Raw genomic sequence first — 22,147 nt, forward strand, 5'->3', positions numbered from 1 at the left:
GGAAAGACCTACTGATCGATTGGCGCTGCCTATCGCGCTCACACGTCGAGCACCAGCCGCGCCGAGCGCGCCCGCGAGACGCAGATCATCATCGTCTTGCCCGAAGTGCGTTCTTCCTCCGACAGCACGGAATCACGGTGCTCGACCTCCCCGTCGAGCACGGTCGTCTCGCACGTGCCGCACGTGCCTTCGCGGCACGACGACGGCACGCCGACGCCGGCGAGGTCCAGCGCGTCCAGGACCGACTCCGTCGCCGCCACCTCCACCGTCTGCCCCGACAGCGACGCGAACACCTCGAACGCCCCGGCCGGCCCGAATTCCTCTTCCCTGGGGCGGAAACGCTCGAGGCGCAGGCGGTCCGCGGGGCACAGCCGTTCGGCCGCGGCGAGCAGGGGTTCGGGCCCGCAGCAGTACACGAGCCCGCCGCCCGCGACGATGTCCGCCAGCGGCAGCAGGCCGTGCTCGTCCTCGGGCAGCACGCGCACGCGGTCGCCGTACGCGGCCAGCTCGTCGAGGAACGCCATCCGCGCGCGGGTCCGGGCGCCGTAGTGGAGTGTCCACTCGGCACCGGACGCGGCCACCGCCCGGATCATCGGCAGCAGGGGCGTGATGCCGATGCCCCCGGCGACGAACGCGTACGCCGGCGCCGGCTCGAGCGCGAAGTTGTTGCGGGGCTCGCCCACCCGCAGCGAGGACCCGGCCGGCACCTCCTCGTGCAGGTAGCGCGAGCCACCCCGGCTCGGGTCCTCCCGCAGCACCGCGATCCGCCAGCAGCCCCGCTCGGCCGGGTCGCCGCACAGCGAGTACTGCCGGTTCACACCCGGCCGCACCTCGACGTCGACGTGCGCACCCGGCGTCCACGGCGGCAGGCCGTCGCCGCTCAGCGCGAACGACACCACGTCCTCGGCTTCCCTGGTCTTCGCCGTCACCTGTACCCGCCGCACGCGTCCTCCTGGTCGTCCGATGGCTCGTCGGATGCCTCCAGCCTGGCCACCGCGGCCGGAAGATCGCGGCCGGTCCGGTGATTTCGATTCACCTGATTCGAAATTTCAATAGACTCCCGATCGGGCACCCGGAAACCACCATCACCGATGACTATCAGCCGATTGGAATCCGTGATGGCCACGCCCTCTCACACCCTCTGATAAGCACGTTTTCGCACTTCAGAGGCATCGAGAACATTCGAACCGTTCCCTCGCCCACCGTTCACCCCCTATACATTCCGCCATGCTGGAATTCGCCGGCATCGGGGTGGACAGCGAAGGGAAATGCGGTGGGCAACATCCGGATCGTCGGGGCGACGAAGCGTTTCGGTGACGTGACGGCCGTCGACGGCGTGACGCTCGACATCGCCGGCGGCGAGTTCCTCGTGCTGCTCGGCCCGAGCGGCTGCGGCAAATCCACGCTGCTGCGCGCGGTGGCGGGCCTGACGCCGCTCGACGAAGGCGCGCTGGAACTCGACGGCCGCGACATCACCCACACCGCGCCGCGCGAGCGCGACCTCGCGATGGTGTTCCAGAGCTACGCGCTCTACCCGCACCTGTCCGTCGAGCGCAACATCGGGTTCCCGCTGCGCGCGCGGCACCAGTCCCGAGAGGACATCCGGCGCAAGGTCGGCGAAGTCGCGGCCACCCTGGAGCTGTCCGAGCTGCTGCAGCGCCGTCCGCGCGAACTGTCGGGCGGGCAGCGGCAGCGCGTCGCGCTGGGCCGGGCGCTCGTGCGCGACCCCGGGGCGTTCCTGCTCGACGAACCGTTGTCCAATCTGGACGCGAAGCTGCGGGCGTCCACGCGGTACGAGCTCGTGGAGCTGCACCGCCGCCTGGGCACCACGTTCGTCTACGTCACGCACGACCAGGTGGAAGCGATGACGATGGCCACGCGGATCGCGATCCTCGACCAGGGCCGCCTCGAACAGGTCGGCACGCCCGCCGAGGTCTACGACGAGCCCGCCTCGGAGTTCGTCGCCGGCTTCCTCGGTTCACCGCCCATGAACCTGTTCCCCGCCACCGTGGTCAGCCGTGGTGGCGAGCTCGTCGCGCTCGCCCCCGGGATCGACGTCCCACTGGGCCGGCGGGGCGAGCTGCCCGACACGGAGGTCGTCCTCGGGATCCGCCCGGAGCACCTGCGGCCGCACGACCCGCGCCCCGCCGTGACCGGCACGGTCCGGATGCTCGAGAACCTCGGCGGCGAGGAGATCGCGCACTGCACGGTCGGCGACGTGCGCCTGTGCGTGCGCGGCCCGCGCCCGCTGGGCCTGACCCCGGGCGACGAGGCCGGGCTGGCCGCCGACCCGGGTCACGTCCACGTGTTCCACCGCACCACCGGGCGCCGCCTGCGCTGGCAGGACGGCGCCACCCCCGCGTTCCCGCCTCTCCCCGCTGAAGAAACCCACCAAGGAGTACCGGCATGACCATCCCCCGTTCCCGCGCCGGCTGCGCGCTCGCGCTCGCCACGCTGCTGGGCGTGTCGGCCTGCGGGGTCGGCACCCCGTCGGCCACCGCACCGTCCACTGTGGCCCAGGCACCGCAGCTCGCGCCCGGCCAGCAGGTCTCGATCGTGTTCGAGAGCTACAACTTCGGCCTCGCCGGGACCTGGACCGACACGTTCAACGAGCTCATCGGCCGGTTCGAGAAGAAGTACCCCACCATCAAGGTCACGCCGCAGAAGCCCAACGGCAGCGACCCCAACCCCGCGCACAACTCCACCTCGAGCGTGCAGACGGAGATCGCGGCCGGCAACCCGCCGGACGTGGCGCAGCTCGGGTTCGACACCCTCGCCTTCGCCGCGGGCCAGCTCGGCGCCCAGCCGCTGACCGACCTGTTCGGCAAGCAGGAGGTCGACGACGAGTTCGGCGGCCAGTACCCCTACGCGCCGTCGATCCGCACCATCGGCAACGTCGACGGCAAGACCTACGGCGTGCCGTTCGTGCTGTCGACCCCGGTCCTGTACTACAACGCGACGCTGTTCAAGCAGGCCGGCCTGAACCCCGACACCCCGCCGAAGACGTGGGCCGAGGTCCAGCAGGATGGTGAGAAGATCAAGCAGGCCACCGGCAAGGACGGCGCCTACGCCGACTGCCTCGTGCGCTCGGCGAGCGACTGGTGCTTCCAGAGCCTGGTGCGCTCGGCCGGCGGGCGCGTGCTTTCGCAGGACCGCAAGCAGCTGACGTTCGACCAGCCGCCGGTGGTGCAGGCCGTGCAGCAGATGAAGGACATGGTCACCGCGGGCGCGATGCCCAAGCTCAGCCAGGTGCAGGCCACGGCGGCGTTCCCGCGCGGTGACCTCGGCATGATGCTGGAGAGCAGTGCCGCGCAGGGCGGTTACCTCAAGGGCGCGAAGGGCGCCGGCTGGGAGCTGCGCGCCGCGCCGATGCCGAGCTTCGGGGACAAGCCGACCGTGCCGACCAACTCCGGTGCCGCGCTGTACGTCTTCTCGAAGGATCCGGCCAAGCAGCGCGCCGCGTGGGACCTGATCAAGTTCCTCACCAGCCCCGAGGCCTACGACGTGATCACCAGCAAGATCGGTTACCTGCCGCTGCGGCTGGCCCTGCTGGACGACCCGAAGCACCTCAAGGCGTGGGCGGAGAAGAACCCGATGATCAAGCCGAACGTGGCCCAGCTGCAGCGCATCGAGCCGTGGGTCGCCTTCCCCGGCACCAACTTCCAGCAGATCCGCGACACGATGATGGACGCGGTGGAGAAGTCCGTGTTCCAGGGCGCCGACCCGCAGGCTTCGCTCGCGGCGGCGCAGAAGCAGACGGCCCCGCTGCTGTCCGGCGGCGGCAAGTGAGACTGCCCGAACCCGAGCTGACCCTGATCCAGCTGAGCGACACCCACCTCTGCGCCGAGGGTGAGCTCGTGCACGGGGTCGTGGACACCGCCGCCACGCTCGGGACCGCGATCGGGACGCTGCGCGCGTCCCGGTCGCGGGTCCACGGCCTGCTGCTCACCGGCGACCTGGCCAACGAGGGCAAACCGGAGGCCTACCGCCGGCTCGCCGCCGCGGTGGTCCCGGCGGCCGCCGAGCTCGGCGCGCAGGTCGTCTACGCGATGGGCAACCACGACGAACGCGCCGCGTTCCGCCGGGAGCTGCTCGACTCCCCCGGCGACGCACCCGTGGACGACGTGCACTGGATCGCGGGTGTCCGGATCGTCGTGCTCGACAGCAGCACCCCGGGCCGGCCGGACGGGCGGCTCGAACCCGCGCAGCTGGAGTGGCTGCGCGAAGAGCTGGCCACCCCGGCGGCCCGCGGCACGCTGCTGGTCGTGCACCACCCGCCGCTCCCCTCGCCCGTGCCGTCGGCGCACCTGCTGCGGCTGCACAACGCGGACGAACTCGCGACGGTGCTCACCGGCACGGACGTGCGGCTGATCATCACCGGCCACGCCCACTTCACCGGCTGCGGGTCGCTGGCCGGCATCCCCGTGTGGATCGGGCCGGCACTCGCCTACCGGTCCGACCCGCTCCCGCCCGCGGGCCGGATGCGCGGTCGCGCCGGCGCGGGGATCAGCCGGATCGATCTGGTCGACGGCCAGTTCGTCGCCACCGCCGTCGACCTCGGCGACGCGCCGCCGGTCTACGACGAGGACAAGGAGGAACGCGTGCGGTACGCGTTCGAGAAGTTCTTCCGGAACGGGTGAGCGGTGTTCGTCGAAGTTCCGGCGCCCGCGGTGGTCGCGGCGCCGCGGGTCGCCCGGCCCGCGCTCGTCCGGCGCGTCCTGCGCGCTTTCCCGCCCTACCTGTACCTGCTGCCGGCGCTCGCGCTGCTGGTGATCTGGACGTACCGGCCGCTCGTGCAGACCGCACAGCTGTCGTTCTTCTCGTGGAACCTCCTGCCGACGCAGCCGGCGACGCCCGTGGGGCTGGACAACTACGCGCGGCTGTTCCAGCTGCCCGCCGTCGGCCAGTCCGTGCTGCGCACGCTCGAGGTCATCGGCGGCCTGGTGCCGTTCACGATCCTGGTCCCGGTGCTCGTCGGGCTGCTCAGCCAGCGCATCCGCGGCCGGGCGAAGGCCCTCTACCAGGCGCTGGTGTTCGCGCCGCTGCTCGTCGCCCCGGTGGCGAGCGCGACGGTGTGGGAGTGGCTGCTCGAACCGGGTGACGGCGCGGTCAACCGGGTGCTCGGCACCCACGTGAACTGGCTGCACGACACCACGTGGGCGCAGCCGGCGATCATCGTGATCACCGGCTGGCACCTGATCGGCTTCGCCGTGCTCGTGGTGTCGGCGGGGCTGTCGAACATCAACCGCGACTACACGGACGCGGCGATGATCGACGGAGCTTCCCGGGGTCAGATCACCCGCTGGATCACGCTGCCGCTGCTGTCGCCGACGCTGGTGTTCCTGGCGCTGATGACGGTGCTGCTGTCGGCGCAGTGGACCTTCCCGCTGATCGACACGATCACGCAGGGCGGCCCGTCCGGTGCGACCACGAACGTCTACTACCTGCTGTGGGACTACAGCTTCCACAGCTTCGACGCCGGGCTCGGCACGGCCGCCGGGATGCTGCTGTTCGTGGCGTTCGGCGTGCTCGCCGCCGGTCTGGTGCTGCTCAGCGAAAAACTGACCGTCCACGACGACTGAGGAGGTGTCCACAGTGGACTCGGTTGTGACCGGCCGCGCGGGCGGGCGGTGGCGCGCGCTGCCCGGCCACCTCGTGCTCGGGGCACTGGGCGTGCTGTGCGTGTTCCCGATCTACTGGCTCTACGCGACGTCGCTGCGCCGCCCGGACCAGGTGCTGTCGCTGTCGCCGATCCCGTGGCCGCTCTCGCTCGGCAACTACGCCGACGCGATCCAGCTGGTCGACGTGCCCCAGCTGCTGCTCAACACCACGCTGGTGGCGCTGCTGACGGCACTCGGGCAGCTGCTCACCGGCCTGCTGGCGGCGTACGCGTTCGCCGGCTGGTCGTTCCCGCTCAAACGACTGTGCTACCTGCTGTTCGTGGGCACCTGGCTCGTGCCGTTCCAGGTGACGATGCTGCCGAACTACGTCCTGCTCCTGCAGCTGGGCCTGCTCAACACCCTCGGCGGGGTCGTCGTGCCCAACCTGTGCTCGGCCCTGGGCGTGATCCTGCTGCGCCAGCACCTCGACGGCTTCCCCAAGGAACTGCTCGAGGCGGCCAGGATGGACGGCCGTTCGTCGTGGCGCACGTTGTGGACGGTCGTGGTGCCGAACCTGCGCGCCCCGCTGGCCGCGCTGGCGATCCTGCTGTTCGTCACGGCCTGGAACGAGTACTTCTGGCCCGCGATGGTGCTGCAGCGCAGCAACGACGTGCTGCAGCTGGGCCTGCGCAGCTTCATGATCAGCGAGGGTGGCCAGGGCACGTACTGGGGACCGCTGATGGCCGTCGCCGGAATGGCGTGCCTGCCGATCTTCGCGCTGTACCTGGTGCTGCGGCGCCACATCGTCAACGCGTTCGTCCGCTCCGGCCTGAAGTAGCACCGGCCTTGAACCCGGTCCGAACAGGACCGTGCCCCGCCGTCGACGCCGACGGCGGGGCACGGTGGCAGGCGGGCTCAGCGACGGGTGTGGCGCACGAACGACAGCACCAGGCTCAGCGCGGCGAACGCGGTGGCGAACACCCAGATCCGCCCTGCGCCCAGGCCCGCGATGACGGCGCCGCCGATCGCGGAGCCGAGCGCGATGCCGAGGTACATCGCCGATCCGTTGAGCGACAGCAGCATCGGCGAGAGCTCCGGCGGCGCGTCGGCGATCATGCTGTGCTGCTGCGCGGGCAGGAAGGCCCAGCCGACGATGCCCCACACGAACACGAACGCGTAGGTCGCCACCAGCGACTGCGACGCGATCGGCTGCAGCGCCATGTCCACGGTGAACACGGTCAGGGTGCCCAGCAGCACGGGACGCGAGCCGAAGCGGTCGACGAGCGAACTGCCGAAGCCGAGGCCCACGAGCGCGCCGAGACCGTGCGCCATGATCAGCGTGCCCACCACCCCGGCGCCCACCGCGGGGGCCGCGGCGAAGATCGGCTCGACGTACGTGTAGACCATCAGCCCCGCGCACATGCCGGCGACCGTGACGACGAGCGCGAGCAGCACCGCCGGCCGGCGCAGTGGCGCCAGCCGCTGCCGCAACGGGACGACCGGCAGCGAACTGCCCGCCGAAACGCTGAGCGCGATCCCCGCCGTGGCGAGCACCGCGAGCGCGGCGACGAACACGAACGCCGAGCGCCAGCCCCACAGGTGCGAGAGCCACACGCCGATCGGCACGCCGGCGAGCGTGGCGACGGAGATGCCGCCCATCACGATGGCGAGTGCGCGCCCGCGCCGCTCGGGTGGCACCATCCCGGCCGCGGCCGCCGCCGCGAGCGGGCTGTACAGGCCGGCGAGGCAGCCCGCGACGATGCGCGCGACCGTCATCACCCACGGCGCCCACGCTATCGCCGCAAGCAGGTTGACCAGCACGAACGCGGCGATCGCGACGAGCAGCACGCGCCGCGGCGAGCGGACGCGGGCCACCGTCATCACGACGGGCGAGCCGAGGGCGTAGGCCAGCGAGTAGGCCGTGACGAACAGGCCGGCACCCGCGACGGACATGTGCAGTTCGCCCGCCATGTCCGACAGGATGCCGGCGATGAGGTAGTTGTCGGTCCCGGCGCAGAACGCGCCGAGCGCGAGCATCACGACGGGCAGCCACCGGGTGGTGGTCCGCGTGGCCGCGACTGCGGAGGTCATCGAGCTCCCCTCTCTCGGGTGGTCACCAGGTGACCGGAAGTGAGTCCAGGCCGTAGAAGTTGGTGTTGGGCCGCCACGCGACGTCCTCGAACGGCACAGCCAGGCGCAGGCCCGGGAAGCGGCGGAACAGCGCGGGCAACGCCATCCGCAGCTCCAGCCGCGCGAGCGGCGCGCCGATGCAGTGGTGGATGCCGTGGCCGAACGCGAGGTGGCCGCCCTGCTTGCGGGCCGGGTCGAAGCGGTCCATGCCCTCGCCGAGCTTCTCGTCGCGGTTGGCGATCGGCGGCGAGCACATCAGCAGCTCACCCGCGCGCACGGGCTGGCCGGAGATCGTGACGTCCTCCTGCGCGACGCGCGGGAACAGGTTGTGCGTGATCGACAGGTAGCGCAGCAGCTCCTCCACGACCTGTTCGAGCTCCTGCTCACCCGCGAACAGCAGCGGGATGTGCTCGGGGTGGCGCAGCAGCACGAGCGTGCCGAGCGAGAGCATCGACATCGTGGTCTCGTACCCCGCCTGCACCATCAGGTCGGCGACGCCGGCGAGCTCACGGTCGGTCAGGTCGTCGCCGTGCTCGCGGATCAGCATGCCGAGCATGCCCTCGCCGGGGTTCGCCCGCTGCTCGCGCACGAACTCGACCATGATGGCGCCCGCGCGTTCGGACGCTTCCCGCCGCTGCTCGACCGGCAGCGAGAAGTCCGTGAACTTCGAGCTGAGCGGCAGCAGCTCCGTACGGCTCTCGACGGACACGCCGAACAGCTCGCAGATCACGAGCATCGGCAGGCGCAGCGCGAACTGGCCGACCAGTTCGGCGTCCGGGCCCGCCTTCTCGATCTCGTCGAGGTGCTCGGTCACCGTCGCCTCGATGCGCGGTTCGAGCCGGGCGAGGCGGCGTTTCGTGAACTCGGCGGCGAGCATGCGCCGCAACCGCGTGTGCGCGGGCGGGTTGTAGACGATGAACCAGCCGGTGCCCTCGACGCCGTCTTCGCCTTCGGTGGCGAAGTAGGGCGGCGGCGCGCTCGTGAACCGCTTGTGGTCACCGAGGATCATCCGGACGTCGTCGTAGCGCGTGACGAGCCAGGTCTGCACGCCCCAGTGGTGGTCCACTTTGGTCACGGGCCGTTCGGCGCGCAGGCGCTCGAGCTCCGGCAGGGGGTCGAAGCCGTTCCGCCGGGCGAAAACCGGGGGCAGGGGTGTCTCCACGTCAGTCATCTCGGAACCTCTCCGTCACCAGGGTTCGGCGCCGGCGCCGCGCAGTTCGACGGCGACACCGCTCAGTTCGTAGATCCGCAGCCCGGGCTTCCAGACGCTCGCTTCGCCGACCACGCGGACCCGGCCGGGCCGGTGCTGGACGTCCTCGACGTGCACCTCGAGCGTCATCTCGCGGTCCTCGGCGAGGATCTGCCCGCGGTAGCGCCACGACAGCGGCGGCCCGGCGGGCACGACGAATTCGGGGTCGGTGAGCCCGTCGGCCAAGCCGGCGTCGAGCGCCCACTCCTGCAGCGCCTGCAGCACCGCCTCGACGCCGAGCGAGCCGGGCATCACCGGGTCGAGGTGGAAGTGGTAGGCGAAGAACCAGTCGTCCGCGGCGACCGGGCGCACGGCCCGCAGGTAGCCGCGGCCGTGTTTGCCGCCGCCGTCGACGACCTCGACGGTGTCCAGCAGCGCGAGGTGGCCCCGCGCGGCCCGGACGCCGGTCTCGCGCGCCCGCCGGGCGGCGACGTCGATGGTTCGGGTGACCGGTGGCGTGTCGTGCGCGTCGAACCAGGTCGGGACGCACGCGCCGTTGTCGAGGCCGTTCTGGTTGGCCAGCGCGGTCTCGTTGAAGAACCCGAACAGGGATTCGCCGGTGTAGAAGGGAACGCCGTCGACCGACAGCTCGTAGGAGAACGACTGCAGCACCGCGCCGACGAGGACGGTGGTGGTGAGCAGGCGCGTGGTCTGCCGGATCATCTTGTTCCGCAGGTCCACCTCGCGCAGCACGGTCGCGGTGCCGTCGAGGTTGCGCAGGCTGTAGTCCTCTTCGGGCGCGGTCAGCGTGGCGCCGAGGAAGTAGCCGAGCAGCAGCGCGGACTGCAGCGACGTCTCCATGTACACGACGTTGGGCATCGCGGCGTTGCCGGTTTCGGCGTAGTACCAGGAGTCGGCGGGCGAGTCGTACTCGGTGCGCGCGGTCGCGCCGGTCAGGTCGCCGCGGCGGCCCTCGACCGCCATCACCCGGTCGCACAGCTGCAGCCCGTGGTTGGGCATGCGGGTCGCGCGGCGGCCGGCGTAGGCGGTGAACTCGGGGCCGAGGGCGATGCCGAGATCGCCCCGGGCGCTGTGGGTCAGGTGGAATTCGCCGAGCAGCGCGCGTTCGCCGTCGGCGTTGTAGCGGCCGAAGGACGCGCGGATCACGCCGCCGAGTTCGGGCGCGACCGGCGTGCCGGGGGCTTCGCGGACGTGCAGGACGAGATCGCGCACCCGCGCGACCACGCGGCCGGCGGTGCGGAGTTCGGCGGTGACGCGCAGCCGGGGCCGTGGGAGGAGGTCGATCTCCACGACGTCGAGGGTGATCTCGCCGGTTCCCGCGAGCGGGGCTTCCAGGTCCACTTCGGACGATCCGGGTCCGGCGTGGAACCGGGCACCCGCCAGGCACAGGTGCAGCCCGTTCTGCAGCGCGAAAACCTGTGCCGCCTGCCAGGCCAGCTCGACGGCCGCGGTGACGCCCTCGCCGGCCGCGCGGTATTCGCCGCGCAGGTGACCGCGGCGCCACGGGCCGCCGTGGCGGGTCAGCTCGACCACGCGGGTGAGGTTCGCGTGGGCGCCCGGGGTGAGGTGGATCCCGGGGTTGTCGCCGCGCTGGTCGTAGGCGGGGCCGAAGACGGCGGCGATGGCGCCGCGGGTCAGGTCGGCCAGGGCGGGTTCGCCGAGCGTGGTGACGCGGGTGTGGGCGAGGGCCTTGAAGGCGCTCATCGTGGTGGCGGGCGCCGGGAGTTCCGGCGCTTTCGCGGGGTGGGCGGGGTGGGTCGTCAGGCCGGCTTCGGGGGTGTACGCGACGGTGACGTGGTGCGTCGCGGCGCGGGCGGCCGGGGCCGGGTGTCCGAGAGCCGCGAGTGCCCGGCGCTGGAGGGCCGCCTGGACGGTCATGGCGGACACGTGCGCCGCGATGAGTTCCGCGCGGACGTCACGGACGAGGCCGGCGACCTGGTCACCGGTTTCCGGAGCGGCCGGGGGTGCGGCGGGCCCGGGCGTGACATCGGCGGACAGTGGACGGGTCGCGGGGGCGACGGCCACGGTCGAGCGGACGGCCGGAACTGCGCGGGCCGCCGGGACCTCGGTGGTGTCCTGGTGGGCGGGTTTCGCGGTGGGATCGGGCCAGAGGAGGGCGTCGAAGGGTTCGCCGTCGAAGGCGAGGGTGTCGAGCTGCGCCGTCATCGGGGCTCCGTTCCGGGTGTCGGCGGCGGTCATCGGGTCAGCGGGTCTCGGTGCGCAGGCGGACGGCCTGGGCGAACTTGGCGGTCATCTCCGGGGTCGCGATCACCGAGAGGTCCGTGTAGCGCTGGCAGACGCGCCCGTCCGGGGTGCAGGCGGTGGCCGTGACAGTGACCTGCGCGCCGGTGCTGCGCAGGTCGTCGACGACGACCACGAAGGGGGCGTCGCCCGGCAGCGGCGCGAAGTACTCGATGCGGCCGATCGCCAGGGGCAGGCAGCCGGAGTCGAGGAACCACACGCCCAGCAGCGAGCCGGCTTGGAGCACGACGTCGGCGAGGACCGGGCTGTGCAGCGCGCCCGCGTAGTTGCCCCGGCCCAGCGGGGTGTCGGGCAGCCGGCATTCGACCACGAGCCGTCGCTGTCCGCGGTCGAGAATGCGGCGCACGCCTTGCAGGAGCGGGCCGTGGAACAGGTGCGCCGCGCGGTAGACCTCGAGCCCGTCCTCCGGGCCCTGGCCCACTGGGAACGCCGCGGCGACGGGCCCGGGCGGGACGTCGGCCGCGAGCGTGAACGTGCCGGAGAAGTGCGCCGGCGGCACGGCCTTGCCGGGTTCGGTACTGCGGAGCCAGGCCTTGACCGTCAGCCGGTCGCCGGCCCACTCCCCCGCCGCGACGTCGATCCGGTGGTCGCGTTCGTGGCTGCCGTCGTAGACGATGCCCTTGAGGACCTCGAACCCGGCGCACTCGACGACCCGCAGGCCCGGGTTGGCGCGTTCGAGCGCGTTGATCGCCCAGCCGAGCCCGGCGGCGGCCGGGAACACCGGGTGCTCGCCGACCTGGTGGTCACGCAGCACCGCATCCGAGGCGAGCGCGGCGAGGTCGCGGTGCGCGGTGAACGCGCGGGTGGCGGCGGGGCGCGCCGGCAGGGCAAGCGGGACCGGCGGACCGATCAGCATCGAGACGTCGTCGGCGCGTTCCGGGGCGAACTGCCCGGCGAACATCCGCGCGCCGGCGTCGGTCGCGAGCAGCGGCACGCCCCGCGAGCGGAACACCTCGCGCAGCTCGGGCGTGACCATGCCGCCGTCCCACGCGCCCCAGTTGAGGGCGGTGACGTGGCGGGCGGGCCACTCGCGCTTCCAGCTGACGGCGGCGCGGTTGAGCGCTTCGTTGGCCGTCGCGTAGTCGGCCTGGCCCGGGTTGCCCAGCACCCCGGCGATCGAGCCGAAGAGGAGGACGTGCTCCAGCGGGGCGTCACCGAGGGCGTCGACGACGGTGCGCAGACCGTCCACTTTGGTCGCGAGGACGGTGCGGATGTCGGCCGCGGTCTTGGTCTGGAGCAGTCCGTCGGCGAGGGCGCCCGCGCCGTGGACGAGGCCGGTGACGCGGTCGCGGAACGGCGCGAGGGCCGCCCGCGTGGCTTCGGCGTCGGTGATGTCGACGGCGACGTAGTGCCCGCGCTCGCCCAGCGCGTCGAGGGTGCCGCGGATTTCCCGCTGCGCCGTCAGGTCGCGGACGAGGCGGTCGACCTGCTGCGGGGTCGGCTTCTCGCCGGCGCCGCGCAGGCCTTCGATCGCGGCCGGCTTCAGGCCTTCGCCGGGCACGCCGCGGGCCCAGGCGGGCTCGTCGGTCAGCTCCGTGCGGCCGAGGAGGACGAACTCGGCGGGGTGGCGGGCGGCGAGTTCGCGGACGCAGTGCGCGGTCACGCCGCGGGCGCCGCCGGTGACCACGAAGACGTCGTCGGCGGTGACCGTGGTGGTTTCGCCGGCGGTGGCCTCGACCGGCCGCGGCCGCACCGTCCACCGGCTGCGGTCCGCGTCGACGGCGACCTCGCGGGTGTCGAGGGCGGCATCGGCGAGTTCGGCCACGAGCGTTTCGGCGAGCACGTCGTCACCCAGGTCCGGAGCGAGGTCGAGCGCGCGGCAGAACAGGGCCGGCGCTTCGAGGGCCAGCGTCTTCACGAGCCCGCCGACGCCGCCGACGAGCGCCGCCTCGGCGGGGTGGTCACCGCGGTGGCCGAGCGCCCCGTCGAGGCGGGTGACCGTGACGAACGCCGCGCGGGTCCCCTGCGCGGCCGTCTGCTCGAGGCGCTCGCGCACCAGCTTGGCTGTGAGGATGGTGTCCGCCAGCCGGCGCACGCCCTCGCCCCGCTCCGCGTCCGCGGGCAGCACGGTGAGGCACAGGTCGAGCCTTGAAACCGCTTCGAGCGCAGAGGTGAGGGTGCGCTCGATCGATTCGCCGTCCCACGTGGACAGTCCGTCACCGTCCCCGGCGGGCACCGTCGTGGTGTGGACGGTCCAGCCGTGCAGTTTCAGCCCCTCGGCCAGCACCTCCGCCGCCGCGTCGCCGTGCTCGACGACGAGTGCGGTCCTGCCGTCGGCGAACGGCTCGGCCAGCCGGTCGACGTCCGGCAGCCGCACCTGCTCGATCCTCAGCAACACCGGCGCGGCCTCGACCTCGGCGGTCGGCGCCGCTGTTTCGGCGGTGGCGACGCCTCCGGAGATGAAGCCGATGATGTCCTTCAACGTCCGCAGTTCGGCCACCTGCTCGGGACCGACCGCGGGTACACCGTCCACCCGCTCACCCAGGGCGCCGAGGATCTGGACGCGCTTGATGGAATCCACCCCGAGATCGGCTTCCAGGTCCATCGAGACATCCAGCATCTCCACCGGATAACCCGTCTTCTCCGCCACCACCTCAACGAGGACCGACTCCACATCGGACACAGCAAGGCCGGCGTTCGCACCGGGAGCCGCGCTCCCGCCGAGGAAGCTGATGATGTCCTTCAACGTCCGCAACTCCGCCACCTGCTCCGGACCGACCGCGGGCACACCATCCACCCGCTCACCCAGAGCACCCAGGATCTGCACCCGCTTGATCGAATCCACGCCGAGATCGGCTTCCAGATCCATCGAGACATCCAGCATCTCCACCGGATAACCCGTCTTCTCCGCCACCACCTCAACGAGGACCGACTCCACATCGGCGCCGGCGGGGGCGGTGGCTGCGTCGGGCGCGAGGAAGGTGACGATGTCGCGCAGGGTGCGGAGTTCGGCGGCTTGCTCGGGGCCGACCGCGGGGAGGCCGTCGACCCGTTCGCCCAAGGCGCCGAGGATCTGGACACGCTTGATGGAATCCACGCCGAGATCGGCTTCCAGGTCCATCGAGACATCCAGCATCTCCACCGGATAACCCGTCTTCTCGGCGACCACCTCGACGAGCACCGACGCCACGTCGGGGGTGGCGGCCGGAGCGGGGAGTTCAGGCCGGGGCGCGACAGGGAGTTCCGGGTGGTGGCCGTTGGTCGTGATGGCCGGCGCGGCGGGCAGCTCCGGCATGGCCACCGGCAGAGGGGCCGCGGCGGGGTCCGGAGTGGACACCGGGGCCGGGACGTGTTCGAGGTCCGTCAGCGAGGCCAGGATTTCGTTGACGCGGGTGTGCGAACGGCCGATCGCGAGGCTCTGGTCCTTGATCGCCGCGACGGTGGCCACGAGCTGGTCGGAGACCGTGCCCGACTGCTGCGCCTCGCGCAGCGCCGAAACGAGGTCACCGGTCACGGCGAGCTGGGTTTCGGTGTAGCGCTCGTGCAGGGCCAGGTGCTGGTGCGCCACCTCGTCCAGCCCCGGACGCGCAGCAGAAGCAGGAACGGCAGCCGTGGGCGCCGGCAACGCGGGTTCCGCCACCGGCACCGGCGCCGATGCGGCGGCCACGTGCTTCGCCGCTTCCGCAGCCTCCGCGACGGCTTCCAGCATGGTCGGCTCGCCGATCAGGCCCTCGTACAGCTCGCGGCGCGAGGCTGGCACGTAGTCGCGGCCGGTGAGCGGCACGACCAGGCCCTGGGCTTCCACCGCGGCGAACGGGGCGGCGTCGGCGCGGTGGACGTCGCGGATCGGGGCGCCGAGCACGGCCAGGCGGAGCGCGGCCTTCTTCAGTGCGGCGTCGCTGTCGCCGGTGGGGCCGGCGTCGGTCGGGATGGCGGCGACGGCGTCGCCGAGGGTGCGCTGGACGAGCTGCGTCAGCACGCCCTTCGGGCCAAACTCGACGAACACGGTGCAGCCGGCGTCCCGCATGGCCTCCAGGCCGCGCACGAACTCGACGGCTTCGAGCAGCTGGCCCGTCAGCACCTCGCGGTTCGCGTCGACCGACGGACCGTAGGAGCCGCCGGCGGAGTTCGCGTACACCGGCAGCCGCGGTTCGCGGACAACGGTGTCCGCCACCGCCTCGCGGAACGGCTCGACCGCGTGCGCGACGTACCGCGTGTGGAACGCCCCCGCCACCGGCAGCTCGCGCACGGTCAGCCCCTCCGCGCGGCACGCCGCGACGAACGAGCCGACCGCCGTCGTCCCGCCGCCCACCACGACCTGCTCGGGCGCGTTGTGGTTGCAGACGCTCACGTCCGGGTGCCCGGCGAGCAGCTGTGTCACGCGCTCGCGCGTCGCCTGGACGGCGGCCATCGTGCCGGGGTCGGCGTCGGGATCCCCGGTGCCGCCCGCCATCGCGTCGCCGCGCGACTTGGCCAGCCGGAAGAAGTCCTCGTCCGTGAGCGAACCCGCGGCCCACAGCGCCGTCAGCTCACCGAAGCTGTGCCCCATGACCCCGGCGCATTCGAGTCCGCGCTCGGTCAGGAACCGGTACTGCCCCGCCGACAGCGCGGCGATCGCGGGCTGGGCGTGGTCGGTGCGCCGCAGCGTCGCCTCCTGCCCGGTGCGCGTTTCCGGGTCGAACACCGGCGGCGGGAACACGACGCCCGCCAGCCCGGGGAAGACCGCGTTTGCCTCGTCGAAGGCGGTCGCGACAACCGGGTTGTTCAGCACCGCGGTCAAGCCCATGTCCACGTACTGGCTGCCCTGCCCGGCGAACAGCGCGCCCACCTTCAGGCCCGGCAGGGCCTCGCGGCGGAAGAACACGCCCTTGGGGTGGCTGAACTCCCCACCCGCGCCGGCCAGCTCCTCCAGCGCGATCCCGCGCAGCGCCTCGGCTTCCTCGTCGCCGCGCGACACGAACCCGACCCGCGCGTGCGCGGCCGGCACCCCGGCGTCGCCGTTCGGGGCAGCACCCGACCGCAGCAACGCGGTCAGCGCCTCCGGGTCCGCGGCGTGCCACAGGTGCACCCGTGCCGTGCGGTGCAAGGTCCGCAGTTCCGCGCGGTCGGCGGAGGTCTCCTCCAGCACGGCGTGGAAGTTCGTGCCGCCGAAGCCCATCGCCGACGCGGCCGCGCGGCGCTTCGGGCGCCGCGGGTCGCGGATCCACGGGCGGGTCTTGGTGTTGACGTAGAACGGCGCGGTCTCGTCGAGCGCGCGGTTGGGCTTGGTGACGTTGATCGTCGGGGGCAGCACCTTGTGGTGCAGCGACAGCGCGAGCTTCATCAGGCTCGCGGCCCCGGCGGCGCCCTTCGTGTGCCCGATCTGCGACTTCACGCTCCCGATGGCGGCGAAGCCGGCCTCGTCGGTCTCCGCGCTCAGCACCGCGCGCAACGCCGTGAGCTCCGTCTGGTCGCCGACGCGCGTGCCCGTGGCGTGCGCTTCGAACAGCCCGATCGACGCGGGTGAGCAGTCCGCGTCCTCGTACGCGCGGCGCAGCGCGGCCTCCTGGCCTTCGGCGCGCGGGGCGTAGATGCTCTTGAACCGGCCGTCGCTGGACGACCCGATCCCGCGGATCACCGCGTACACGCGGTCGCCGTCGCGCTCGGCGTCGGCGAGGCGCTTGAGCGCCAGCATGCCGATGCCCTCACCGACGAGCGTGCCGTCGGCCGTGTCGTCGAGCGGCTTGATCTGCCCGGACTGGGACAGCGCGCCGACCTTGCTGAAGCACAGGTAGCCGAAGACCGAGTTCTCCGTGTCGCACCCGCCGGTGATCATCAGGTCCGAGCGGCCGGACACGAGCTCGCTGATCGCCATGTGCACGGCCGAGAGCGAGCTCGCGCAGGCGGCGTCGACCGTGCAGTTCATCCCGCCGAGGTCGAGCCGGTTGGCGATGCGCCCGGCGATCACGTTGCCCAGCAACCCCGGGAACGAGTTCTCCTCCCACGGTGCGAAGGCCGCGGCGTACTTCTCGGCGATCTGCTCGGCGTCGGCCGGGGTCAGCTCGCAGCTGCGCACGACCTCCTTGAGCACGGGGGTCGACAGGCGCGCCGCGAGCGGGTGCGACAGCGTCGTCGGCCCGGCCACGCCCAGCACCACCCCGGTGCGCTCCGGCCGGTACCACTCCGATCCGGGCGCGCCGGCGTCGGCGAGCACGTCGCGCGCCACGAGCAGGCTCAGCAGCTGCACGACCGTGGTGACCTCGAGCTGGTTGGGCGGCAACCCGAACTCGGTGGCGCTGAAGGGCACCTCGGGCACGAACCCGCCGCGGCGGCAGTAGGTCTTGTCCGGCGCCGCCGGGTCCGGGTCGTAGTAGTCGTCGAGGTTCCACCGCGAAGACGGCACCTCGGAGGTGCAGTCGGCCGCGTCGACGACGTTCTGCCAGAAGTCGCGGAAGTTCCGGGCCATCGGGAACAACCCGGAGAGACCGACGATGGCGATCGGGTTGTCCGCGAGCCGTCGCGCGACGAGCCGCTGGTGGTCGTTCACGTACCTACCCCTGTCTCAGGTGGTGATCGGTCAAGGCAGCTGGGGTGATCGCCGTTGATCAAAGTGGGGCCCGGCGGCGCCGGGCGGTCGGATCAGGGCGCCGCGAGCCTCGTCGACGAGGTCCGCCAGCGCGGTGCCGATGAGCTCGTGGCCCGCGGCGCTCGGGTGCATGCCGTCCGGGCACCACATCACCGGGTCCGCGGTGACCGGCGCGTTCGCCAGGTCGAGGCACACGAAGCCGAGCTCGGTCACGAGCCCGTCGAGGTAGTCGTTGGCCTCGGCGAACCGCGCGCGCAGCACCGACCGGGCGGCGTCGGGCAGGCCCGGCAGCCGGTCGGGGATGCGCGGCCAGTTCGTCGTGAACACGAGCCGGCCCGGCGCCACGAGACTCGAGAAGATGTGGTGCAGGTTGCGGCGGAAGCGTTCGCGGTCGTAGTCGGTGACGAGGTCGTTGCCGCCGACGATCACGCCCGTCAGCGGCGCCGGCTTCGCCAGCGCGACCGCGAGCTGCCGGTCGACGACGTCCTGGGTGGTCGCTCCGTACGAGCCGAGGTTCAGCACCGGCCCGGACAGGCCGAGCGACTGTGCCAAGTGGATGGTGAACCCGGCGAACGAGCCGTCGGGCCGCACGGTGCCGCCGCGGCCTTCGGCGAAGCTGTCGCCGATCACCGCCAGTTCGAACTCCGACAACGCCGGTCCCTCCCGTCAGGCCGAGGCGCCGAGGAGCTTGGCCATGCGCTCGGGGGCGAAGAACTCCTCGCCGGTCATCCCGCCGCCGATCATGGCGAAGAAGTCCCTGGCGTACTCGGCGTTCCCGCCCAGCGCGCGGAACACCGCGAGCAGCTGCGGGGTGAGCTCCAAAGTGGAGATCGAGCACGTGAACTCGAAGCTCGAGTGCGATTTCGCGTCACGCTCGCGCTGGTACTGCGCGAGGGCTTCGGCCATCGGCAGCGCGCCGGTCAGGCCGTCGTGCACGCGGTCGGCGAGCAGCTGCGCGTAGTCGAACGCGTCGGAGATCCCCAGGCCCGTGAGCGGGTCCTTGTGATAACCGGCGTCGCCGACCAGCGCCCAGCCCGGGCCGTGGGACTGGCGGTAGTAGTTGTCCGGGTAGCGCATCGGGTGGAAGCGGTCCTCGCGCTTGCCGTGCGTGGCGAGGTCTTCGGCGAACTCCGGCACGATGGCGCGGGCGATGGCGTGGAAGTTGCGCTCCACGTCGGCGCGGAACTCGGGCAGCGCCTCGGCCTTGCGCATCACGGCCACGAGCGTCCGGTCGTCGTGGGTCGGCCAGATGCCGATCTGCTCGCGCTCACCGATCCGGCTGTGGAAATCGGTGCGCAGGCCGCTGAAGTAGCTGTAGTAGACGAAACACTCGGCCGGCACCTCGCGGTAGCGCTGCGCGCCCACCGCCTCGGCGACGAACGAGGTGCGGCCATCGGCCCCGATCACGATCGGCGCGCGCTCCTCGCGGACTTCGCCGCCGGCCGTCGCGCCGCGGATGCCGGCGACCCGGCCGTCCTCGAAGATCAGCTCGCGCACCGTGAAGCCCTCGCGCACCTCGGCGCCCGCGGCCCGCGCGCCGCCGACGAGGATCGTGTCGAGCACGGTGCGCCGGGGCGCGTAGGTGGCGTCGATGCCGCCGATGGAATCGGCGAAGCCGGCGATCACGATGTCCCGGTAGGACACGGTCATGTGCTTGATCGCGGGGACGTTCGTCGCCACGAGTTCGTCGAGCAGGCCCCATTCGGCCAGGCGCGCGAGGCCCCGCTGCTGGAGGTAGTGCGTGGAGACGGTGTCGCTGGGGAACGTCGCCCGGTCGACGACGAGCACGCGGTGACCCCGTTTCGCGAGCAGCATCCCGACCGGTGAACCGGCGCAGCGCGCGCCTACCACGATCGCGTCATACATGAGGGCGCCTCCCAGGAGAATCGCTCGGCATTCGGTTCGAAGGGCGCGGTCACCGGCGACCACGGGCCCCAGTCAACCCCGGCCCGGCCCCTGTCCTTGATCAGCATTTCGCCTTTCGATCACGTCATTTACGCACCCGATCACCGGTGAACAATTGGCGGTGCGGCAAGGCTGGAGAAGGCACGCATTAATTCTTCGTTCACCGATTCGCAGGCCGGGCGTGCCGTAATTCAGCCATGGTTGCGGAAAACGGTGCCACCCACGGAATCGCGGCCGCACAGGCCCGCCTGATGGCCTTGGCCGGGCCGGCCACCCCCGACTACGAGCAGATCCGTCGCACGATCGACACGATCGTCCCGTTCGTGAACCTGGCCGGGGTGCGGATCACCGAACTCGCCGCCGGCACGGCCGTGGCCGAGGTGCCCGCGGCGGAGACGATGCTCAACCACCTCGGCACGGTCCACGCCGGCGCGCAGTTCCTCGCCGCGGAGGTGGCGTGCGCGGCGGCGTTCTCGGGCGCGATCGCACCGCGGATCCTGCACGTGCGCACGTTCGTCCTGCGCGACACGCGGGCGACGTTCCTGCGCGCGGCGCACGGCCGGATCCGGGCCCACGGCACGATTTCCGGCCCGGAACTCGCCGGCGCCGTGCGCGGGCGCGAGGCGGCGCAGTTCGAGCTCACCGGAAAAGCGCTGCTGCACGACGACCGCGAAACACTCGTCGCGAAAGTGGACTTCGACTACCTCTGCCTGCTCGCGGCCGCCTGACGAAAAAGGAAAACGGTGACCGCCGCGGCGGTCACCGTTTCCGCGTGCTCAGCTCCCGTACAGCCCGGAAATCGTTTCGTGGAACTGCTCTTCGATCACGTGGCGGCGCAGGCGCAGCGAGGCCGTGAGCTGGCCCCGCTCCACGGAGAAGTCCTCGCCCAGCACCGCGAACCGGCGGATGGACTCGGCGCGGGAGACCAGCGTGTTGGCGGCGTCGACGGCCGTCGCGATCTCGCGCAGCAGCCGCTGGTCGGCCGGCACGCCGGCCGTGCAGTCCACACCGTGTGCTTCGGCCCAGTGCCGCAGCCCGGCCTGGTCGAGGGTGATCAGCGCCGTCACGAACGGCCGGCCCTCCCCCACCACCAGGCAGTTGCTCACCAGCGGGTGCAGCCGCACGCGATCCTCCAGCGGCGCCGGCACGACGTTCTTGCCGCCGCTGGTCACGATGATCTCCTTGCGCCGCCCCGTGATGTGCAGGAACCCGTCGTCGTCGAGCAGCCCGACGTCACCGGAGGCGAGCCACGGCGCGGGCGCACCGGCGCCGTCGGGCCAGTACCCGGGGAAGACCTGGTCACCGCGGACGAGGATCTCGCCGTCGTCGGCGATCGCGACCGTGGTGCCCGGCACCGGCCGCCCCACCGCGTTCGGCCGGTTCGCGCCGGGCGCGCTCATGCTGACCGTGGACGAGGCCTCGGTCAGCCCGTAGGCCCCCAGCACCTCGACGTCCAGGCCGGCGAAGAAGTCCGCTGTGGACGGTTCCAGCGACGCGCCGCCGGCGATGACGTACTCGAGCCGGCCGCCGAGCAACGCCCGCAGCTGCTCCTTCGCTTCGGCGAACCCAGCCGGGGCTTCGGGTGCGTCGGTGCTGCCGTGCCGCCGCGCGTGGCCGAGCGCCACCGCCGCGGCGTCCACGGCCCCGAAGGCGCCGTCGCCGACGACGGCGCGCGCGGCTTTGCGGATCTTCTCCAGCAGGTACGGCACACCGACGAGGAACGTCGGCCGGAAGGACGGCAGCTCGCCCAGCAGGTCGGCCGGCGTCGCCACGAGGCCCGTGCGCACCCCCGCCCACACGCACCCGAACTGCGTCACCCGCCCGTAGACGTGGGCGAGCGGCAGGAACAGCAACGTCGACGCCGGATCGCCGGACGCGCGGCGGAACACCGCGTCGAGCAGCTCGACGACGTTGGCCGCGGCCGAGAGGACGGCGCGGTGCGTCAGCAGGCAGCCCTTCGGCGGACCGGTGGTCCCGCTCGTGTAGACGATGGTGGCGAGGTCGTCCGCGCGCACCGCGTCCCGGCGGCGTTCGCTCTCGTCGGCCGGCACCTGCGCGCCCAGCACCGCCAGCTCGGCGGCCGCTGTGCCGAGCAGCCAGCACCGCCCGCCGGCGGCGTCCCCGGCGACCTCACCGATGAGCTCGAGCTGCTGTGGCGTTTCGGCCAGCCAAGCGCTGGGCCGCGAATCGGCGACGATGTGGCGGATCTGCTCGGCCGACGACGTGGGGTAGACCGGCACCGTGACCGCGCCGACGCTCAGCACGGCGAAGTCGGCCACCGACCACTCGTAGCTCGTGCGGCCGAGCACGAGCACCCGATCGCCGGCCTCGATCCCGGCCGCCAGCAGGCCTTTCGCGACCGCGCGCACGACTTCGGCGAACTCGGCGCACGTGACGTCTTCCCAGCCGTCGCCGGTTTTGCGGCTGAACACGACGTCGCCGGGCCGGCGCTCGGCGTTGTCGTGGACGACGTCGGCGAACCCTTCGTCGTCGGCCGGCTTCACCAGCGGCGCGACGGTGTACTCCCGCACGGTT

Annotated in this window: 15 protein-coding genes; 6 read left to right on the forward strand and 9 right to left on the reverse strand. The window is 72.2% G+C overall.

All coding sequences use genetic code 11. The annotated features are described in order from the left end of the window. Positions 1 to 38: 38 nt before the first annotated feature. Together ACIA77_RS06770 and ACIA77_RS06775 are read right to left on the reverse strand one after the other, a co-directional pair. The gene (locus ACIA77_RS06770) at positions 39 to 944 is read right to left on the reverse strand and encodes a PDR/VanB family oxidoreductase (protein ID WP_395884808.1); all 906 of its coding nucleotides are present in this window, start codon (positions 942 to 944) and stop codon (positions 39 to 41) included. Then, positions 926 to 1,126 carry a hypothetical protein gene (locus ACIA77_RS06775; RefSeq protein WP_395884809.1) on the reverse strand — a complete coding sequence of 67 codons (201 nt, stop codon included), beginning with the start codon at positions 1,124 to 1,126 and terminating at the stop codon, positions 926 to 928. Before ACIA77_RS06775 ends, ACIA77_RS06770 begins: the two co-directional genes overlap by 19 nt. 147 nt (positions 1,127 to 1,273) lie before the next feature. On the opposite strand from ACIA77_RS06775, the gene ACIA77_RS06780 reads away from it, so the two are divergent. Genes ACIA77_RS06780 through ACIA77_RS06800 form a run of 5 tightly spaced genes read left to right on the forward strand, consistent with a single transcriptional unit; the run spans position 1,274 to position 6,438 of the window. Beyond that, positions 1,274 to 2,410, forward strand: a complete 1,137-nt coding sequence (locus ACIA77_RS06780; RefSeq protein WP_395884810.1) for an ABC transporter ATP-binding protein — start codon at positions 1,274 to 1,276, stop codon at positions 2,408 to 2,410. Next, positions 2,407 to 3,789, forward strand: coding sequence for an ABC transporter substrate-binding protein (locus ACIA77_RS06785; RefSeq protein WP_395884811.1), 1,383 nt, complete (start codon positions 2,407 to 2,409; stop codon positions 3,787 to 3,789). The genes ACIA77_RS06780 and ACIA77_RS06785 overlap by 4 nt, the downstream gene beginning before the upstream one ends. Further along, entirely contained in the window at positions 3,786 to 4,640 is an 855-nt protein-coding gene (locus ACIA77_RS06790; RefSeq protein ID WP_395884812.1) for a metallophosphoesterase, read from the forward strand. The genes ACIA77_RS06785 and ACIA77_RS06790 overlap by 4 nt, the downstream gene beginning before the upstream one ends. Before the next feature lie 3 nt (positions 4,641 to 4,643). After that, complete coding sequence (locus ACIA77_RS06795; RefSeq protein ID WP_395884813.1) at positions 4,644 to 5,582, forward strand: carbohydrate ABC transporter permease; 939 nt, start codon at positions 4,644 to 4,646, stop codon at positions 5,580 to 5,582. A gap of 13 nt (positions 5,583 to 5,595) precedes the next feature. Then, the gene (locus ACIA77_RS06800; protein ID WP_395884814.1) at positions 5,596 to 6,438 is read left to right on the forward strand and encodes a carbohydrate ABC transporter permease; all 843 of its coding nucleotides are present in this window, start codon (positions 5,596 to 5,598) and stop codon (positions 6,436 to 6,438) included. 77 nt (positions 6,439 to 6,515) lie between these two features. Here the strand turns inward: ACIA77_RS06800 and ACIA77_RS06805 are convergent, their stop codons facing one another. From ACIA77_RS06805 to ACIA77_RS06830, 6 genes are read right to left on the reverse strand one after another with little or no spacing between them, the layout of a single operon-like run. Next, positions 6,516 to 7,691: an MFS transporter gene (locus ACIA77_RS06805; RefSeq protein WP_395884815.1), complete on the reverse strand. Its 1,176-nt coding sequence runs from the start codon at positions 7,689 to 7,691 to the stop codon at positions 6,516 to 6,518. A gap of 22 nt (positions 7,692 to 7,713) precedes the next feature. Next, on the reverse strand, positions 7,714 to 8,901 hold the full coding sequence (locus ACIA77_RS06810; RefSeq protein WP_395884816.1) for a cytochrome P450: 1,188 nt from the start codon (positions 8,899 to 8,901) through the stop codon (positions 7,714 to 7,716). 15 nt (positions 8,902 to 8,916) lie between these two features. Beyond that, positions 8,917 to 11,106: a beta-ketoacyl synthase gene (locus ACIA77_RS06815; RefSeq protein ID WP_395884817.1), complete on the reverse strand. Its 2,190-nt coding sequence runs from the start codon at positions 11,104 to 11,106 to the stop codon at positions 8,917 to 8,919. A 37-nt stretch (positions 11,107 to 11,143) separates the two neighbouring features. Continuing rightward, positions 11,144 to 17,668 (reverse strand): beta-ketoacyl synthase N-terminal-like domain-containing protein, encoded by a 6,525-nt coding sequence (locus ACIA77_RS06820; protein ID WP_395884818.1) that lies wholly within the window; start codon positions 17,666 to 17,668, stop codon positions 11,144 to 11,146. Between the two features lie 30 nt (positions 17,669 to 17,698). Then, a complete protein-coding gene (locus ACIA77_RS06825) occupies positions 17,699 to 18,358 on the reverse strand; it encodes a GDSL-type esterase/lipase family protein (protein ID WP_395884819.1) in 660 nt (219 codons plus the stop codon). Positions 18,359 to 18,373: 15 nt separating this feature from the next. Further along, positions 18,374 to 19,573 carry an NAD(P)/FAD-dependent oxidoreductase gene (locus tag ACIA77_RS06830; protein WP_395884820.1) on the reverse strand — a complete coding sequence of 400 codons (1,200 nt, stop codon included), beginning with the start codon at positions 19,571 to 19,573 and terminating at the stop codon, positions 18,374 to 18,376. A gap of 236 nt (positions 19,574 to 19,809) precedes the next feature. Here ACIA77_RS06830 and ACIA77_RS06835 point away from each other — a divergent pair, with 236 nt between their 5' ends. Further along, positions 19,810 to 20,340 (forward strand): PaaI family thioesterase, encoded by a 531-nt coding sequence (locus ACIA77_RS06835; RefSeq protein WP_395884821.1) that lies wholly within the window; start codon positions 19,810 to 19,812, stop codon positions 20,338 to 20,340. Between the two features lie 48 nt (positions 20,341 to 20,388). On the opposite strand, the gene ACIA77_RS06840 is transcribed toward ACIA77_RS06835, so the two are convergent. Next, entirely contained in the window at positions 20,389 to 22,143 is a 1,755-nt protein-coding gene (locus ACIA77_RS06840) for an AMP-dependent synthetase/ligase (protein ID WP_395884822.1), read from the reverse strand. Between the last annotated feature and the right edge of the window lie 4 nt (positions 22,144 to 22,147).

Origin of the sequence: Amycolatopsis sp. NPDC051903, assembly GCF_044452505.1 — a bacterium.
Classification (GTDB): domain Bacteria; phylum Actinomycetota; class Actinomycetes; order Mycobacteriales; family Pseudonocardiaceae; genus Amycolatopsis.

Coding starts and splice junctions, on each gene's coding strand:
- ACIA77_RS06785 (WP_395884811.1), top strand. CDS start 2,407: ATGACCATCCCCCGTTCCCGCGCCGGCTGCGCGCTCGCGCTCGCCACG.
- ACIA77_RS06805 (WP_395884815.1), bottom strand. CDS start 7,691: ATGACCTCCGCAGTCGCGGCCACGCGGACCACCACCCGGTGGCTGCCC.
- ACIA77_RS06810 (WP_395884816.1), bottom strand. CDS start 8,901: ATGACTGACGTGGAGACACCCCTGCCCCCGGTTTTCGCCCGGCGGAAC.
- ACIA77_RS06815 (WP_395884817.1), bottom strand. CDS start 11,106: ATGACGGCGCAGCTCGACACCCTCGCCTTCGACGGCGAACCCTTCGAC.
- ACIA77_RS06830 (WP_395884820.1), bottom strand. CDS start 19,573: ATGTATGACGCGATCGTGGTAGGCGCGCGCTGCGCCGGTTCACCGGTC.
- ACIA77_RS06835 (WP_395884821.1), top strand. CDS start 19,810: ATGGTTGCGGAAAACGGTGCCACCCACGGAATCGCGGCCGCACAGGCC.